The organism is Kouleothrix sp. 19917 (genome assembly GCF_057073505.1).
In genome coordinates this window covers 996,378-1,013,885 of sequence record NZ_CP097099.1, presented here as the reverse complement: position 1 = coordinate 1,013,885, position 17,508 = coordinate 996,378, and the positions used below count along the sequence as shown (strand labels likewise).

The 17,508-nt window shown below is 63.6% G+C and carries 9 protein-coding genes; 6 read left to right on the top strand and 3 right to left on the bottom strand.

The annotated features are described in order from the left end of the window. Positions 1-197 precede the first annotated feature (197 nt). The 4 genes from M1P90_RS03980 to M1P90_RS03965 all read left to right on the top strand — a co-directional run bounded on the left by M1P90_RS03980 (position 198) and on the right by M1P90_RS03965 (position 12,641). Complete coding sequence (locus tag M1P90_RS03980) at positions 198-2,765, top strand: DEAD/DEAH box helicase (protein WP_483701357.1); 2,568 nt, start codon at positions 198-200, stop codon at positions 2,763-2,765. Positions 2,766-3,084: 319 nt separating this feature from the next. Next, the gene (locus tag M1P90_RS03975; RefSeq protein WP_483701356.1) at positions 3,085-5,295 is read left to right on the top strand and encodes an ATP-binding protein; all 2,211 of its coding nucleotides are present in this window, start codon (positions 3,085-3,087) and stop codon (positions 5,293-5,295) included. A 42-nt stretch (positions 5,296-5,337) separates the two neighbouring features. Next, positions 5,338-10,122 (top strand): GAF domain-containing protein, encoded by a 4,785-nt coding sequence (locus M1P90_RS03970; protein ID WP_483701355.1) that lies wholly within the window; start codon positions 5,338-5,340, stop codon positions 10,120-10,122. Continuing rightward, on the top strand, positions 10,119-12,641 hold the full coding sequence (locus M1P90_RS03965) for a caspase family protein (protein WP_483701354.1): 2,523 nt from the start codon (positions 10,119-10,121) through the stop codon (positions 12,639-12,641). Before M1P90_RS03970 ends, M1P90_RS03965 begins: the two co-directional genes overlap by 4 nt. Here the strand turns inward: M1P90_RS03965 and M1P90_RS03960 are convergent. From M1P90_RS03960 to M1P90_RS03950, 3 genes are all read right to left on the bottom strand, one after another. Further along, positions 12,622-13,986, bottom strand: a complete 1,365-nt coding sequence (locus M1P90_RS03960) for a winged helix-turn-helix domain-containing protein (RefSeq protein WP_483701353.1) — start codon at positions 13,984-13,986, stop codon at positions 12,622-12,624. The two genes, M1P90_RS03965 and M1P90_RS03960, sit on opposite strands and share 20 nt — an antisense overlap. Further along, entirely contained in the window at positions 13,983-14,900 is a 918-nt protein-coding gene (locus M1P90_RS03955) for an NUDIX domain-containing protein (RefSeq protein ID WP_483701352.1), read from the bottom strand. Before M1P90_RS03955 ends, M1P90_RS03960 begins: the two co-directional genes overlap by 4 nt. A 64-nt stretch (positions 14,901-14,964) precedes the next feature. Continuing rightward, a complete protein-coding gene (locus tag M1P90_RS03950) occupies positions 14,965-15,141 on the bottom strand; it encodes a hypothetical protein (protein ID WP_483701351.1) in 177 nt (58 codons plus the stop codon). 186 nt (positions 15,142-15,327) lie between these two features. Here M1P90_RS03950 and M1P90_RS03945 point away from each other — a divergent pair, with 186 nt between their 5' ends. Further along, on the top strand, positions 15,328-16,551 hold the full coding sequence (locus M1P90_RS03945; RefSeq protein WP_483701350.1) for a glycoside hydrolase 5 family protein: 1,224 nt from the start codon (positions 15,328-15,330) through the stop codon (positions 16,549-16,551). A gap of 286 nt (positions 16,552-16,837) precedes the next feature. Continuing rightward, positions 16,838-17,263 (top strand): hypothetical protein, encoded by a 426-nt coding sequence (locus M1P90_RS03940; protein ID WP_483701349.1) that lies wholly within the window; start codon positions 16,838-16,840, stop codon positions 17,261-17,263. The last annotated feature ends 245 nt before the right edge of the window (positions 17,264-17,508 follow it).

Genomic DNA, 17,508 nt, shown 5'->3' with positions numbered 1-17,508 from the left:
TAGATGCCGTGGTTTGTAGAACTTCATCATTTGCGCTACGCACGACGCATTATCAGCCACGGTTGTAGTGTGTCGTGCGTTGATGTATTCTCAGGTTGCGCATCGACGAATTTTTGGATACACAGGCGTAGCGTGAAGTTCACCCGCTGCGCCTTCGCTTTTGGCGCGAGGCGCACCCCTGTGCTACAATGCACGCCATGACCACTGATTTCGCCGCTCTGCTGCGTCGCATGCCCGGCTACGCCAACCAGATCGCCCACGTGCAGCCGCTGCCGCCGCGCGCCGCCAGCTTTGCCGCGCCACAGCACCCGCTGCCCGCGCCCCTGGCCGAAGCACTAGCCCGGCGCGGCATCACTCAGCTCTACGCCCACCAGGCCGCCGCCATCGACGCAGCGCGGGCGGGCGCGCACCTGGGCGTTGTGACGGCCACGGCCAGCGGCAAAACCCTGTGCTACCAGCTGCCTGCGCTGGAAACGGCTCTGGCCGAACCGCACAGCCGCGCGCTGTTTCTCTTCCCCACCAAGGCGCTCGCACACGATCAGTTGCGCGCGCTGCGCACCCTGGCCGAACCGCTGGGCGTGCGCGTGGCCACACTCGACGGCGACACGCCCCGCCCCGAGCGCGACGCCCTGCGCGCCAGCGCCCAGATGATCCTTTCCAACCCCGACATGCTGCACCGCACCCTGCTGCCCGACCACCAGCGCTGGGCGCGGCTGCTTGCGAACCTGCGTTATGTCGTGCTGGATGAGTCGCATATTTATCGGGGCGTGTTTGGCACGCACGTCGCGCTGATTATGCGGCGGCTGCGGCGGCTGTGCGCGCACTATGGCAGCGCCCCGCAGTTCATCTGCTGCTCGGCCACCAGCGCCAACCCGCAGGAACACCTGCAGGCGCTGGTTGGCGACCCGGTGGCGCTGATCGAGGGCGATGGCGCGCCGCAGGGCGAACGCGCCTTTGTGCTGTGGAACCCGCCGCTGATCGAAGAACGGCGCAAGAGCTGGGGCGACAACGCCCGCAACTCGTTTGCGGCGCGCACTGCCGAAAATGGCCGCCGCCGCTCGACCAACATCGAAACCGCCACGCTGCTGGCCACGCTGGTGCGCGCAAACGTAAAGACTCTCGCTTTCACCCGCACGCGACGCGGCGCCGAGCTGGTGCTGCGCTACACCCGCGAGGCGCTGGAAAATGGCCACGCTGGCCTGGCGCAGCGCGTGGCTTCCTACCGCGCCGGCTACACCATGGACGACCGCCGCCGCCTGGAGCAGGCATTTATGGATGGCGAGCTGCTGGGCATGGTCAGCACCAACGCGCTTGAGCTGGGCGTGGATATTGGCGGCGTCGATGCGGTGATTATTGGCGGCTTTCCCGGCACTGTCGCCAGCGCATGGCAGCAGGCTGGGCGGGCGGGCCGCAGCCAGGGCCACAGCATGGCCGCGCTGGTCGCGCAGGATGATCCGCTCGACCAGTTTTATATGCGCCACCCCGAGCAGTTCTTTAGCCGCTCGCACGAGCACGCGCGCGTGGCGCTGGAAAACCCGTTTATCCTGACCGACCAGCTGCGCTGCGCGGCGGCCGAGTTACCGTTGCACGAGGCCGATGCGCTGTGGTTCGGCCCAACATTTCCTGGGCTGCGCGACTGGCTGCTGCGCCACGGCGACCTTGTGCCGCTCGACGATGGCGGCGCGGTATTTGGCGGGCGCCACCCGGCCGCGCAGGTGAACATTCGCAGCGCCGACGGCGACCCGGTTGCGCTGCGCGACGCCGAAAGCGGGCGCACGATCGAGCAGGTCGCGGCCACCCGCGCGCCCTTCGAGGTCTACCCCGGCGCGATCTACCTGCACCAGGGCGATTCCTATCTGGTGAGCGAGCTGCAGGGCCGCACCGCCAGCGCGCGGCGCAGCCAGGTCAACTACTACACGCAGCCCGCCGACGAAACCTCGATTCGGATCGAGCGGGTGCAGCAAGAGCGCGACCTGGGCAGCGCCAAGCTGTTTGTTGGCGTGGTGGAAGTGACTCGACAGGTAACCGGCTACAAGCGCAAGGAACATTACAGCGACGCCGTGCTGAGCGAGCATGACCTGACGCTGCCGCCACAAACTTTCCGCACGATCGCGGTGTGGTGGACGGTGCCCGACACAATCTGCCGGCGCGTCGAGGATGTGTGCGGCGACGTGGCCGATGGTCTGCACGCCATGGAGCACGCCAGCATCGGGCTGCTGCCGCTGTTCGCCCAGTGCGACCGCGCCGACATTGGCGGGCTTTCGCAGGCGCTGCACCCCGACACAGGCGCGGCGACGGTGTTTGTGTACGATGGCGTGCCGGGCGGCGTGGGCATTGCGCAGCTTGGTTTCGAGCAGGCCGAGCCGTGGTGGGAACAAACGCGCACGCTGCTGCTCGACTGCCCGTGCGCCGAAGGCTGCCCGGCCTGCATCCAGTCGCCCAAGTGCGGCAATGGCAACCAGCACCTTTCCAAGCTTGGCGCGGCAACGCTCGCCTCCTTGCTGCTCGGCAAATCTGCGCCCAGCGCCAGCACCCTCCCCTCGCGCAATCGCGCCGCGCCAGCCGACGGCACAGCCACCCCGCAATCGCTGCTGGAAGACCTGCGTGGCCGCCTGGAGCGCGCCCGCGCCACGCCAGCCGGCCCGCGCCGCGCCGCGCTGCTGGTGGCCTTGCGCTACCGCATCAATGTCGAGCGCGACAAGCTCGCCAGCGCCGACGACCGCGCGGCGATCAGCGCAATCGAGGCCGAGGCGCTGGGCTTGTAGCCGCAAGCTCGTCTGAACCTCTTCACAGCAGCCCACTATTTTATACACACCCAAGCATTTCGCAACGCCGAAATCGGTGACGGCAAAATATCGGTTTGCCGCCAGCTATCTGGCCCGTTTCCCAAGCAAATGACAGAAACTCGCGCTGACACAGAATTCCAAAAGGCATTACAGTAAGCATAAGCACAATAAAGCCACGATGACCCACGAAAAATGCCGGTTACAACGTTTCTATAAGTAGATACGAGGTCACGCCGACATCCCGCTCACATCTCCTCCTTGCCGCGCCTCGCAATCCCAGGTGAAGGAGCGCTGGCTTATGAGCACCCAAACCGAAAATACCTCCCTTGCCGAAGTGACAGTGCTGCGTTTGTTGCCGTTTGGCCTGCTGGTGCGCCTGCCCGATGATCGCGTTGGTATTGTTCGCGAGCGCGAGATTGCATGGGACGCGCGGCAGCGGCGAAACTGGCGACGGCAATTCAAGCGTGGCGATACGCATCGCGCCGTGGTGCTGGGGATGGGCCACGACGAGCGGCTTGAGCTGAGCCTGCGGCTGGCCGAAAACGACCCCTGGCAAAGCCTGACTGAGCGCTACCAGCTTGGGCAGGTTGTGCTCGGCACAGTTGAGGCCGTCAAGCCCTATGGCGCATTTATTGACATTGAGCCGGGTATCACCGGCCTGCTGCACCAAAGCCGCCTGCCGGCCTGGGCGCAATCACTGCCGATCGAGAAATTGCTCTGGCCCGGCGACCGAATCCATGTTGCGCTTGAGCACCTCGACCCGCTGCACCGCAAAATCGGGCTGACGATGCAGCGCGTGATGCCTGGGCGCTGGAAGCACACGCCCGAAGGCGAGGCGCGCGCCCTGCCAGCACCCGAGCCGCTGCCGGCCAAGCCCACATTCCCGGCGGTTGCCTGGAATGTGCTGGTTGTAGAAGATGACCAGATGCAGCGCGACGCTGTGGCGGGGTGGCTTGGCCAGGCACTGCAGCGCGTTGTGGCCGCCGAATCGGCCGAGCAGGGGCTGGCAGCGCTGGAAAAGCAGCCATTCGACATGGTACTCATGGACTTCAATCTGCCGGGGATGAGCGGTCTCCAGGCACTCCAGCAGATCAGCGCGCGCTGGCCTGCTACGCGCCGGGTGCTCATGACCGACTGGACGCTCACCGGCGAGCACCCAGTTGAGATCGACCAATTGCTCGACAGTGGCGCGCAGCTCCTGATCAAGCCACTGCTACCAAGCGACCTGGCCAGCGTGCTCACCGATGCGCCAGAGATCCCCGAAGCGCACGACGGCGACACCGCCACCAACGCCATTGAGCGCACCACAACCAGCCAGCTGCTCAACCAGCGCCAGCGCCAGCAGCACTTGCTTGCCGATGTGCTCAAGCGGCTGCGGCAGGTAACCGGGGCCAGCCACGCGGTGCTGTTTCAATTCGATCGGGCGCAGCGCGCTATCAGCATTGCCGCCGAAGCTGGCAGTGCCCAGCTCCAGCGCGCCGCCCTGCCCGACTTGTTGTACAGCCCGGTGCGCGATGTCGCCGCCGATCAGCAGATCATGCGCCTCGACGACGCACAACAGGCCGAAGGGCGCGTGCGCTACCTGCGCCCATTGCTCGATTTCCGCGCCTGCCTGGGCGTGCCGCTCCAGCACAGCCTGCGCGACAGCTACGCGCTGTTTCTTTTCAGCCCGCAGCCTGGCGCCTTTCGCGACAGCGCAGCAGAGCAGCACGCCGCCATGATCGCGCTGGTGGCTGGCGCGCTGATCGAGCGCGGCGATTTTGCCGACCACGCCTGGGAAATGCAGCGGCTTGCCCTGCTGGGCCAGCTCAGCAGCGCGCTGGTGCACGAGATCAACCATCAGCTCAGCCCGATCAACTTTGCGCTGAAGGACCTTGAGCGCCAGTGCAGCACGATTGCCGACACACTCGCAAACCGGCCAAGCGCGCTCTCTCACGATATTCATGAAGCGCACGAAATCCTCAGCGATTTGATCAAAGGGGTCGAGCGGCTCACTGGCACGGCGCGAATGTTTGGGCGCGTTACCATCCAGAGCCGCGAACAGAATATTTCTATTGAAAGCATTGTGAGCGAAGTTGTGCGCCTGATGCAGGACATGGCCAGGCGCGCGAACATTCAGCTTCACACCCAGATCGACGCAGCCCTGCCAACTGTGCGCAGCCAGGCCGTGCAGCTTCAGCAGATTTTGCTGAATGTGGTGCTGAATGCCATCCAGCAGATCGAGCTGGCGCGCGGGCGCGAAGGCGGGCGCGTACTGATCCGCGCAACATTGCAAGCCCTGCCAAACAACCTTTTGCAGATCGGTGTTGAGGACGATGCAGCCGGCGTTCACCGCGAGCTGTGGGAGCGCATTTTCGAGCTTGGCTTCACAACCCGCAGCGAAGGCGGCAGCGGCCTTGGCCTGTATATCACACGCAGTCTGGTTGAAGCGTTAGGCGGCCGCGTTTATATTTCCGACAGCATTATGTTATGGGGCACCACTTTCATGATCGAACTGCCAACCGAGTAGTTCTCGGCCTGAATGGCAAGCGCTGTAACGTGGAGGGTTCGTATGATCCGCATCCTCATCCTCGATGACGACGAGCTTTTTGTTTCGACGTTTGCACGCAGCTTGCGCAACACTCATGATCTGGACATCGCGCCAACCACTGCTACCACTGTTGAAGAAGCAATTCGCGCCATCGAGCAGGCCAGCGAGCCATTCGATGTGTTTCTGATCGATCACCTGCTTGGCACCGGGGTCGATGGCATTGATGTGATGCGCGATTTTCGCCGCCTGAGCCCGCAAACCGAAGCGATCATCCTGACCGGCAACAACGACCCGGTTGCCGGCATGCTGGCCTACGAAGCCGGTGCCTACCGCTACCTGATCAAACCGATCATTCTGCGCGAGCTTGTGCTTGTCATTCGCTCGTTTGTGTACCTGCGGGTGATGACACAAGTGGTTGAAGCAGCGCAGCGCGCCATGTCGGAACGCGAAGTGGCCGATATTGTGGTGAATGGCGCGCTTGAGCTTGGCTTTGAGCGCGCGCGATTGTGGATTCTTCAGGACGACAGCAACCTGCTGGTGGGCATCAGCCAGGCCGGTGAGCAGGCGATCGAGCCCTTCGAGCATATTCGCATGGAGGTCGACGAATCGCCCTATACCCAGGATCTGCTCACCCAGAACGAGCCGCAGTTCTTTCATGGCGAAGATCGGGGCGAAACCTATTTGCATGGGCATTTCGCGCCGGCATACAAAGGGCCGCGCGGCGACTGGGTCGTCATTCCGCTCTGGTCAGACAAACGCTGCCAGGGCATTCTCATCCTCGACAATGCCGACATCGAGCGCCCGATCCAGCAGGATCAGCGCACAATTCTGCGCTTGTTTGGCCGCCAGGTGGCCGCCGCCCTGGAGCGCGCGCGGCTGCAAGCCGAAGATGCGCGCAAAACCCGCGAGCTGCAGGTGCTGAATGAGATTGGCAAGTATGTGGCAAACCGCGCCACACGCGTTGGCATGAAACGGCTGCTGCGCGAAGTGCGCAACCAGCTGGCCAGGGTGATCGATACGCGCAATTTCCTGGTGGCCCTGCGCCGGCACGACGACCGGCAAGTAGAAGTGTGCCTGGAGTACGAAAACAACCAGCTGCGCCCGCAGCGCGACCTGCCCCGCCGCGGCCTGACGCCGCACCTGATGGACAAGAACGAATCGCTGCTGCTGCCAACCGGCAGCCACGACTACCGTGCCAGCCACCAGATCCCACTGGTGGGTCCGCCATCGCGCTGCTGGCTGGGCGTGCCGCTGGCCATCGACAATCGTGTGATTGGCGCGATTGTGGTGCAGGATTACCAGCAGAACGGCCGCTTTTCGCCGCAAGATCAGCGGCTGCTCGAGCTCGTGGCACGCCAGATCGCCGCGCCGATCGAAATTCTGCAGCAAAAAGAGCAGGAGCGCGATAATGGCCGCCGCCTGGCGGTGCTGCACAACGCCAGCGAGTCTATGCTCAAGCTGGCCCAGGAACATGAGCAATGGCTGTGGCACCTGGTGCTGACGCTCGCAACCGCCGACTATGCATTGCAATTCAACCGGGCCATGCTCTTTCTGGCCGAGCAAAATGGGCAGCGTTTCCGGGGCAGCCTGGGCATTGGCCAGCTAACACGCGCCGAGGCAGAAGCAAGCTGGGAACGCGACCGGCGCGAGCGCGCCACTTTCGAGCGCTATTTGCGCCAGCGGCGCGAGGGCACGCTGCAGCCCACATCGGTTGAAAAGCGCATGGAGGGCATCCTGATCGATGCCGACGGCGGCGACGCCTTTTCGATGGTGCTGCAGCGTAATCGGCGCCTGAAAGTGAGCGCGGGCCGGGCCCAGCAGCGCATGCCCGCCGCATTCCTGAAGCAATTTGGCGTGGCCGATTATGCGATCTTGCCACTTCAGCTGCAGGATAAACCATTTGGCGTACTGGTGGTCGATAACGTTTTCAACCGCAGCAAGCTGGATAAACGCCTGCTTGAACAGCTTGAACAACTGCTGACCCAGGCGACCCTGATCTACGACAACATTCACCAGCGCCGCGCCCGCGATCAGCTGATTACACTCAATCATACGGTGCTGGTGCAGGCCGAAGTGCAAAATCTTCGCCAAACCCTGACCGAAGTTTGCGAAGCGGCAATCGCTTCGGTTGGTGCCGATTGTGCGATTATTCTGCCCTGCAAGCACTTGCCGCCGGCTGCGGAAATTGCCTTTGCATACGAGCATACGGGGGCAGCTGGCCTGGCGGCGGGCGGGCATGCCGGGAGCGATCTTCCCGCCGAAGTGCTTGGCGCACTGGAGCGCGGCGAAGTGCTTGAATACATCCACGAGTCAATGCCGGAATGGTTCACGGTAGCGGGGGCACAAACTGTTTTTAGCCGCGAACGCATTCAGGCGCTGGTCTGCCGCCCAATCACCGACGATGCCAGCGGCCAGGTGGTGGGTGGCCTGCTGCTGGGCTACCGGGCACAGCCAAACGCCAGCAGCCACGATCAGTTCAAGATCGAGTCGTTTGTGCGGCTGGCGAACATGGCCATCCGCAGCACCTATGCCCGCGAACGGCTCGATCAGATGATCGAGCTGAGCCAGGAGCGCGGCAAAGAGCTGGAACGGCTGCGCAAAGTGCTCCAGGCGCTTTCGCCCAGCCCCGACCATAAACGCATGGCTTTGGCGCTGCTTACCGCCGTGCGCGAGCTGCTTGGCCAGGCCGATGTGCGTATTGGCCTGCTGCTGCGCCAGTGGTCGAACACCACCGAAACCGACAGCCCGCGCGAACAGCGGCGCATGTTTTTGCTGCCACCAGGCTCGCCACAAGACCCTGCCACCCTCGAGCAGCTTGTCGAGCGCTGCGACGACTTCCTCGAAAGCGGAATCACGGGCCGTGTTTTTCAAACCGGGCGCAGCCAGCTCGTGCCGAATGTGCACGCCGGTGAATTTGCCAAGCTCTTCTTCGATGTGCAAATGATGACGACACAAAGCGAGCTGGATGTGCCGATCAAGCTGAACGGCAAAGTCATTGGCGTTTTCAATGTCGAATCGAGCCAGCTCGACGCCTTCACACACGCACACCGCCATATTCTCGAACGGCTGGCGGGCGCGGCCGCCCTGGCGCTCGACAATGTGTCGCGCCAGGAGCACCTGCGCAATGTGCTCGACGCGGCGCAGGTTGTGATCCAGCCAACTGCCCCGCAGGAAACGCTGCGCGCCGTGCTGAATGCCGCCCGCAAGGCCGCGCCCGATGTTTCGGCCCTGACGATCTGGTACAAAGAACCGATCACTGGCAGCATCCGCCTGGGCCCATATTTCGGCGTCAACGACCCGGCTGGCATGGAGCAAAGCCTGCCCGACGCCACCAGCATTGTGGCGTATGTGACGCAGCGCGACGAGCCGCTGTGGGAAATCGATGTGCGGAATAACAAGCAAATGACCCGGCGTTTTGTTGGGGCCGAAAAGATTCATTCCACTGCCGCATTCCCGCTTCGCACCGACAACGAAAGCGTTGGCGCGCTGTTCTTCAACTACCGGGAAACGCACAGCTGGAACGACGAGGAAAAGATCCTCTTCCCTATTATTGCCACCTTTGCGGCCACCAGCATCCGCGACGCGCTGCGCCTGGAAGCCACGCGCAAAGAGCGCGACCGGCTTGACGCGGCAATTGCAATCACCGAAGCGGTTGGCGCATCGCTGGATCTGAACGAGACGCTGCACAATATTCTTGGCCACCTGCGCGCGCAGTTCCATAACGCAACCGTAGGCGTGCTGCTCTACAAAGCCGATAGTGAGCGCCTCGAGTTTACCCCGCCCTCGCTCGACTACTACAACACCGGCAAGCTGCAGCAGAACAGCATCCCGCTTGCCGGCAAAAGTATTGCCGCCAGGCTGGCGCGCAATGCGCTCGCAAGCGGGCAGGTCGAACTGCTCAACGAGCCCGACGTTGCGAACAACGCCGACTACCTGCCCGCGATCAAGGCCACATGCTCGCAGGTCAGCGTCACGCTGATGGGCAACGAAAAGCTGCTGGGCGTGCTGGTGCTGGAATGGCCGTACCGCAATGCCTTCAACGACGACGACAGCCCGCTGATTCTCAGCATCAGCCGGCAGATCAGCCTGGCGATCGAACGCACCTACCAGAAGGACGAATTGCGCGTGCGCACGATTGTTGCGACGCATACCGCCTGGGCCGCCGAAATTGCGCACGACACCAACCGCGAAATTTCGCGCATTCGCCAGCGCGCCTACCTGCTCAAGCACACACCACAGCTCAACGCCTCGGTGTACGCGATTGCCCAGGATATTGATGAATCGGCCGGGCGGCTGGCGGATGTTGCCAATGCCAGTAACAACGCCAGCGACGAAACGCTTGCGATCGACGACTGGCTGCGCCGCTGGCTGCCCGACATGCTCAGCGAGCGCGGAGTCGCCACCACCCTCGATCTCAGTGGCCTCAATTGCCCAGGCATCCTGGTGAGTGCCTCGGCAGTGGTGGTTGGGCGCGCGGTTCGGCACCTGGTACGCAACGCCATCGAAGCGATGAACTCGAGTGGCCGGCTAATCGTCGCTTCGCGCCACCGCACCGATGAGTTTGTCGAAATTCTAATCAGCGATACTGGGCCAGGCGTTTCGGAGGATGTGCGCCTGCGCCTGTTCGCCGACACGGTGAGCACCAAAGGGGCAAACGGCGGCATGGGCTTACTCTATGCTCAATCGGCCATTCGGCATATTGGCGGCAACATCACGCTGCTGCCACAGGTTGAAGGCCAGGGCGCGAGCTTTGTCATGCTGCTGCCGGTTGCCACCACCCAGCAAGAAAAGGATCGGACCGTATGAACACAGCCAATTCTGCGCCCGAATGCACCGTTCGCGTGTTGGTCGTTGAAAATAACCCCGGGCAGCGCGCCGATCATCGCCAACTGCTGGAGCTGTGGAGTTACCTGCCCGTGCTAGCACAGGGCGTTGGCCCAGAGCTGCTGGAAGACGCCTCGCGCAAGGCGCGCCGCCACCGCTGCCAGGTCGCGCTCATCGACATGCGCCTGCGCGATGATTACGATACAACCGATATCAGCGGGCTGGAGCTTGTGCCACAGCTGGCCCCCACTGTGTCGATCATTGTGAGCGGCGTCAACGATCGCAAGCAGGCAGTTCAGGCGCTCAAGCAATATGGTGCGTTCGATTTCGTTGGCAAGCAGGATGGGCCCGAGCCGCTGCAGGCCGCAATCGAAGAGGCCGCCCGCAATGTCTGCGCCTGCCGGCACCATGCCGAGATCCTCTGGCCTTCAAACCTGGGCTCGGCCGAGCTGATGAGTATGCTGATCAGCGACCCAGCGGCCCCAGGCGACGAAGCCAACGAACTGCTCAGCCGCATGTTTCCCGATGCCCGGCAGATCATTCTCGAAACAATCACTGGCCCGCAGCTATTGCGCGAACGCGGCTCGGCCATTCGCCGGCACTCGCTGGTGTGTAAAATGCTGCGCGATGACAACCAGGCCTTTCTGGTGGTAAAAATCGGCCGCAAAGACCGCGTCGAGCGCGAAATTGCAAACTACCAGAAGCATGTCGAACTGCAGCTGCGCAGCCAATTTGTCCCAGTCATGCACAGGCACCAGGTGCTGTGGGACATAGGCGCAGTGGCCTACCGCTTTATCGGCAACATCAACCCCGACGATCCAAATGGCCCGCTGACATTTCGCGTGTTCTACCGGCTTAGCAATTCAGTCGATGAAATCATGGCGCCGATTCAGCACTTTTTTAGTGATACAAACTGGGGCGGCTGGTTTCAAACCGATGTGCAGCGCACCAGGGAAAGCCTGTTCGCCCTGTATGATCGGCACTGGAACAACCATCTCACCGAGGCCCTGCCGGCCTGGCGCGAACGCGAGCAGTTCCGCTCGTACCAGGGCCTTGCCGCCGAATTGCCCAACCCAACCGCCTGGCTGGCGAACCACTATCGCGACAGCGCGGCCATACGCTCGCGGCTGGCGGTGAGCCATGGCGATCTGCAGGGCGAAAACCTGTTTGTCGACGATCGCGGCAATGCCTGGCCGATCGATTTCGAGCGTACCGGCCACGGGCCGATTCTGCGCGATTTCGTCGAGCTGATCCACGATATTGCGACCCACCTTTCGCAGATCAAAAAAGAAGAGCTGCCTTTGCTCTACGAGCTGGCGGTTGCAATCTGCGAACCGCGCCGGCCCAACCAGCCGCTTCGCCCCACCGCGCTTATTGCCAGCGATCCACGCACGCTGAAAGCACTGCAGGTGATCGAGCGCATTCAGCAGCTGGCCGTCGAGCGTACCAGCTATTCCGATCAGCGTGAGCTGCTGTGGGGCTTGCTGCTCAACAGTCTGTTTGTTTCCACGGTTGTGCCCGAAGATCGTGGCCGCTACCGCAAAACCCTGCTGCTTGCCAGCGTGATCTGTGGGCGGCTGGATCACTGGGACGATAGCGCCTGGCCGCCGCCCGATTGGCCGCCGGTCAGCTGGCCCAGCACTGGCGAGCCAGTTTCTGCCGCGCCCATTGCGCCTGCTCCGCCGGTTCGGCATCAGCAATTTACTGTGGGCCACGCCCTGCTGATCGGCGTGAGCGAATACGCGCGCCTGCAACATGTGCTCGAGCCAATTGCCCAGGATGCGGATGATATGGCGGCAGTGCTCACCGATGGGGCACTGGCCGGCTACCCGCCCGCGCAGGTGCAAAAGCTCACAGGCGCGCACGCTACGCGAAGCGCCGTGCTGCGCGCCCTCGACGCGCTTGCAACCCAGGTACGCGAAACGCCCCAGGCCACGGTTCTGTTCCTGTTTGGCGGGCATGGCAAGCAGCTCGACGGGCGCTATGTGCTGCTCCCGGCCGATTACGATCCCGGCGACCCAATTGCCACCACCATCGACGCCGGCACGCTGAAGCAGAAGCTGGACGCAATTGCCCGCAACGCGCAAAAAGTGGTGGTGCTGCTGAACTGCTGCTACTCGGGTGGGGTTGGCGATGGCGTGCTCGATCCCACGCTGGGCGATGGCGCGCCGCCGGTTGCCTTTTCGACGCCACTAGCCGACGGAAGCGGGCGGGTGGTGATCAGCTCGGCCCGGCCGGGCGAGCGCGCCGGCGCAGAATCGGGCCACGACCCGCTCCACAGCGTTTTTGGCGCGCAGCTGCTGGCCGGGCTGCGCGGCGGGGCACCAGGCACAGGCGAGTATGTGATGCTGTTCGATCTTTTCCGCTTTTTGAGCCAGGAAGTTCCGCTCGACGCCCAAAGCATCGACGACCCGGCTACCAATGCGCCGCTCGAGCAGCATCCCGAGCTCTACACGCGCTCATTCGGCCAGGATTTTGCGATTACGCTCCGGCCAGCGTAGCCGACTGAACGTGGGCGTGCATAAGCTGGACGCCCACACCGCGGTGCGTGATCAGGTAGCGTGGCGTGCGCGCGCTTTCGTTGAGCGCTTCGCGCAGCCGCCGCAGCAAGGTATCGAGCCGGTCGTCGCCAGCGTTATAAAACTCTTCCCCGTACAATTCGCGCATGATATCGTCGCGCCGGCAGACGATGCCCGCATGACGGGCCAGGTAGAGCAGCAGATCGAATTCAAGCGGGGCGAACGATTTCTGCAAAAGCTGGCCATCGAGCCAGACCTGACGCAGCCCGGCATCCACAACCACGCCAACCACATCGAAGCCCGATTGGCGCAGCACATAGGCGCTGAACAGGGGCGCGAACAGGGCGGGCGGAGTGCCGCGCACCAGCCCGGCGAGCCGCAAACGCCCGAGCGCAGGCGCGGCAGTGTCTTGCAGCGGCAGGCCAGCGGCAAGAATATAGGCATAGTGCTGCTCTTCGGGGCCGCAGTGCTGCCACAGCTTGCCACACTCGGCCGCCACTGCCGGCACCGCCAAGAGCGTTGCATCAGGCTCGAGCAGGGCGGGGGTTTCCTGCAAGGCCCAGAAAGCCGCGCGCAGCAGGCCGGGGTGGCGGCCGCTCTGCTCAAGCGCGCGCTGCGCCACCCGCTCATCGAGCGCAATGCCGCGCCGCGCCGCCATGCGCTCCAGCATCGTGCGGGCATCGGCCGGGCTGTAAACGCCCAGGCTATACGTGTGCGCGGTGAACAATTCCCAAAACGCCTCGGTTGCGGGCGCATTATGGTGCAGGTCGGGCAGTGCCGCGCGTGTCATCACCAGGTACACAAGCTGGTATTTAAGCTGGTCGCGCAGGTAGCGCAGGTTGAGAAATAATCGCTCGGGCGCGCGCCGCCACAGATCTTCGAACTGATCGAACATCAGCACCAGCTGCGCGCCCGCATCGCGCAGGCGCAGGCACAGGCGCTCAAGCGAGCGTATCGCCAGGTAGGCGCTGGGCTGGGCGCACACCTGGTTGTGCAGATCGAGCGCCCAGCTTAGCAGCTCAGGCGGCATTGCGCGGCGCTCGGCCTCAATAATCAGGCGGTGAATAATCAGCTCGGCTACCGCAAACTCGTCGGGCTGCTCGCCCAGCACCAGGCCGTGCGTATCGATGAGCACCATCCACATACGGCTGGTGTCCCAGTAGTGTGCCTGCACGTCGTGGCGCATCATAAACTGCACCAGGTTCGATTTGCCCACGCCACTCGGGCCAACCAGCGAACAGCATTCGCCGGCGCGCAGCATTGGCATGACTTGTTCGAGCAGCTCGGCGCGATAGTGCAGCGGCAGCAGCTGATCACGGGTGTTCATGCAAGGTTCTCCAGGCTGGCCAGGCGCGCTGCCCCCAGTGCCGCAGCGTGGCCGCGAGCCGGCGCTCCCAGCAGTTGCAGAAACGGCTGGGCGGCAATTGGCAGGCCTGCGTTGGAGCAGCCGGCCAGCAGCTCGCGCTCGCTCAACCATTGTACATTGTGCGGCAAGGCGGGCAAATCCGTCAACCAGCGCACCGCAAAGAGCTGAAAACTGGTGCGCGTCAGCAGGCCATAGCTGGGCGAGAGGCGCGTGCACGCAAGCGGCTCGCCGAGCGCGGCCAGCTCAAGGTCGCGGCCTTCGGCCAGCGCGGCACATTCCAGCTCTTCGGCAAGCTCGCGCAGCAAGGTGGCACGCAGCGACCCATCGCTGTACAACGTGCGGCCACCGGGAAGCTGCCAGGCATTGGCGGGCGCATCCCACACCATCAGCAGATCGCGCGCGCCATCTTCGCCGCGCGATATTACGCCGAGCGCGGCAGTGGTTTCGCGCAGTGGCAGGGCATTCGGGTCGCGGCTGAGCCGCTGGTGCTCCAGCGCCGCCAGCAGATTCACGGCGCTGTCCAGGGCCGCGCTGGCGTCGCCGCGCACGCCGGTGCGATCCCAGTCGCGCACCAGTGTCGCGCCGGCAATGCTGTGTGCGCGCAATTCGCGCATCAGGGGGCCGGCCAGCGGCGAAACCAGGTGCAGCTCCTCACCCTGCCAGCGCAAGGCACCGAGCAATTCCAGCATATCGCACAGGCCCAGCGCATAGGCTTGCACCGAGGGATCATCCAGCTCGAGATGCAGGGCCCGCCCCGGCGCGCCATCTTCGGTGGGTGCAGCCCGGTCGAGGCAGCTTAGCAGATCGCGCAGCACTAAGAGCCGGTGGGCGCGCAGGCCGAGGTCGAGTGAGCGTTCGGGCATTTGCTGAAACATGGCTTTACTCCTGTGATAATGCTGCTGCCACGCGCCGAACGTGGCAGCATACCGCTACGCGCTATCAGCGCAAAATATTGACGAGCAGCAGAAGGAACATGCCAGCGACAACAACCGTTCCCGCCAGGCTGACCAGCACCTGCACCAGCCGCACAAGCGCCTGAACCAGGAAGAGCAGTGTCCAGCGAGCGGTTACCAGCAATACGGCGATCAAGAGCACATACAACATTCCGTCAAGCATGTCGGGCCTCCTCTCGGTACTGCAAGCGAGCGTTTCGCTTGGGAACAGAATAGCGGAACCTGCACGCACAAACCTGATCATCAGCGGGCAGGTAAATGGTAAGAAGCCGGCAACTTGCTGACAGCGGCAGAATTTCGCTAATGGCGGTATACTCTGCCCAATCGCTTTGAGCAGGGAGAACACAGCATGCCCGCACAACCATTTATTCTGGGCGTCAATTACTGGCCGCGCCGCAAGGCCATGTACTGGTGGCGCAACTTCGAGGCGGCCGAGGTGCGCGAGGAATTCGGCGTGATCAAGGGCCTGGGCATGTCGCTGGTGCGCATTTTTCTGCTGTGGGAAGACTGGCAGCCCACGCCCGACAGCGTCGACCCGCAGGCGCTCGACAACCTCGGCACGGTGTGTGAGATCGCCGCCGAGCACGGTTTGCAGCTCGATGTGACCTTCTTCACCGGGCATATGAGCGGGCCGTCGTGGGCACCGGGCTGGATGCTGCTGCGCGACCAGCCCATGCTGCCGGGCGTGCGCCAGGTGGTCAGCCAGGGCGAAATCGTGAACTGCGGGCACCTCAACCCCTACACCGACGGTGTTGCGCTGGCCGCCGAGGAGCTGCTGCTGCGCACCGTGGTTGGGCGCTACGCCGGCCACCCCGCCATTGGCCTGTGGAACCTGGGCAACGAGCCCGATCTGTTCGCCAAGCCGCCCAGCGCCGAGGCTGGCCGCGCCTGGGCACGCCGCATGGCCGGCGCGATTCGCGCGCACGACCCGCACACGCCAATTACCTGCGGCTTGCACGTGCCCGACCTGACCGAAGACCTGGGTTTGCGCGCCAGCGATATTTTTGCCGAGGTCGATATTCCCGCCATTCACGGCTACCCAATGTACGCCGACTGGTCGACTGGCCCGCTCGACAGCGATTTTGTGCCGTTTCTGTGCGCGCTCACCAGCGCCCTGTGCGGCAAGCCCACGCTGATGGAAGAGTTTGGCGGCTGCACCGAAGCGCCGGGCATGCCCTCGACAAGCTGGAGCTGGACGGCCTACGGCCAGCCACGCGAGCAGTTCATGGCGTCGGAAGAGGAAATGGCAGGCTACCTGGCCGAGGTGCTGCCCAAACTGGTAGAGGTGGGCGCAACCGGCGCGATGCTGTGGTGCTACGCCGACTACGCGCCCGAGCTGTGGTCGCTGCCGCCCTGCGACGAAGCGCACCACGAACGTTTTTTCGGGCTGGTGCGCCCCGACGGCACGCTGAAGCCACATGCCGAGGTTGTTCGCCAGTTTGCCGCCACGCAGCCCATCGTGCAGCCGGCCCGCCGCACCGTCACGCTCGGCGTCTCGCCCGAGGAATACTACCAGGCGCCAGATGAGCACGCCACCCGGCTCTACGGCCTGTTTCTGGAGCAAGGATTTTAGACGTAACCACGTACGTTGAGCCACAGAGCGCACCGAGAGCACCGAGATGATTCTATCTCTCGGTGCTCTCGGTGCGCTCTGTGGCGCTTTCGTTTTGCCCTCGGCTCGTGTTGGGAAAAAGAACGCGCCAGCACACCAGCGTCCGCTTCACCAGCCAAACATCAGCCGCACGCAAAACCCCGCCGCCAGCGCCGACACCTTTGCCCGCGCTCACACGTCTGTATCTGCAAGAAGTGCCTGAGCGCATTGCGCGCCGGGCCAACGTAGACATAGATGAGGCACAGCAATGGCAACCCACCTGATTAACAGCGTCCAGCGCCACACCAGCATGCGCATGGCCGCCCGCGATACATCGAATAGCTGGCGCACCCAGGCGATCGACGCCTTTATTCACGGCGAGCACGACGACCTTGCCGCCCTGCGCGTCGATCTGGCGGCGCGTGTTGCCGCGCTCACCGGCCAGCCAATCGCGCCCGAGGCAATCGTCGTTGCCCGCGCAAGCAAAACCGCCCGCGTTGTGGTGGATGGCGTGCGCTTCCAGCTCCAGGGCGGCGAGCTGACTATTCTGCGCGCCTGCGTCGAGTGCGGGCTCACCGCCCACGCCAGCCCGCCGATCAGCAGCCGCGCCGACCTGGGCTACGCCCTGGCTGGCTGGCAGCCGCGTGGCGCTTGCTGCACCCCCGACGAAGACGAAGACTGGGGGCTCTGGTAGACATTTTGGCCAGTGGTCAGGTTTCAGAAATCAGCAAGGATGCGATCTAGCCACAGATGACGCAGATAAGAAACCTTCGTATCTGTGAAATCTGCGTCATCTGTGGATGAATTCTGGGACGTTGATATGGCCCTGCGCGGGCCTGTTTTGTGCGAAGTTCACCCAATTTGCCCCACCGCAGTCTCACCGCAGTCGCCCCGCAGCCCTGCCGCAGAGGCGCTGTGCTATGCTCCTGGCACGAAACG

Bases quoted from the DNA above. Each gene is read 5' to 3' on its own strand.
- M1P90_RS03945 (WP_483701350.1), top strand. From the start codon at position 15,328: ATGCCCGCACAACCATTTATTCTGGGCGTCAATTACTGGCCGCGCCGC.
- M1P90_RS03960 (WP_483701353.1), bottom strand. From the start codon at position 13,986: ATGAACACCCGTGATCAGCTGCTGCCGCTGCACTATCGCGCCGAGCTG.
- M1P90_RS03950 (WP_483701351.1), bottom strand. From the start codon at position 15,141: ATGCTTGACGGAATGTTGTATGTGCTCTTGATCGCCGTATTGCTGGTA.
- M1P90_RS03965 (WP_483701354.1), top strand. From the start codon at position 10,119: ATGAACACAGCCAATTCTGCGCCCGAATGCACCGTTCGCGTGTTGGTC.
- M1P90_RS03975 (WP_483701356.1), top strand. From the start codon at position 3,085: ATGAGCACCCAAACCGAAAATACCTCCCTTGCCGAAGTGACAGTGCTG.
- M1P90_RS03970 (WP_483701355.1), top strand. From the start codon at position 5,338: ATGATCCGCATCCTCATCCTCGATGACGACGAGCTTTTTGTTTCGACG.
- M1P90_RS03955 (WP_483701352.1), bottom strand. From the start codon at position 14,900: ATGTTTCAGCAAATGCCCGAACGCTCACTCGACCTCGGCCTGCGCGCC.
- M1P90_RS03940 (WP_483701349.1), top strand. From the start codon at position 16,838: ATGGCAACCCACCTGATTAACAGCGTCCAGCGCCACACCAGCATGCGC.
- M1P90_RS03980 (WP_483701357.1), top strand. From the start codon at position 198: ATGACCACTGATTTCGCCGCTCTGCTGCGTCGCATGCCCGGCTACGCC.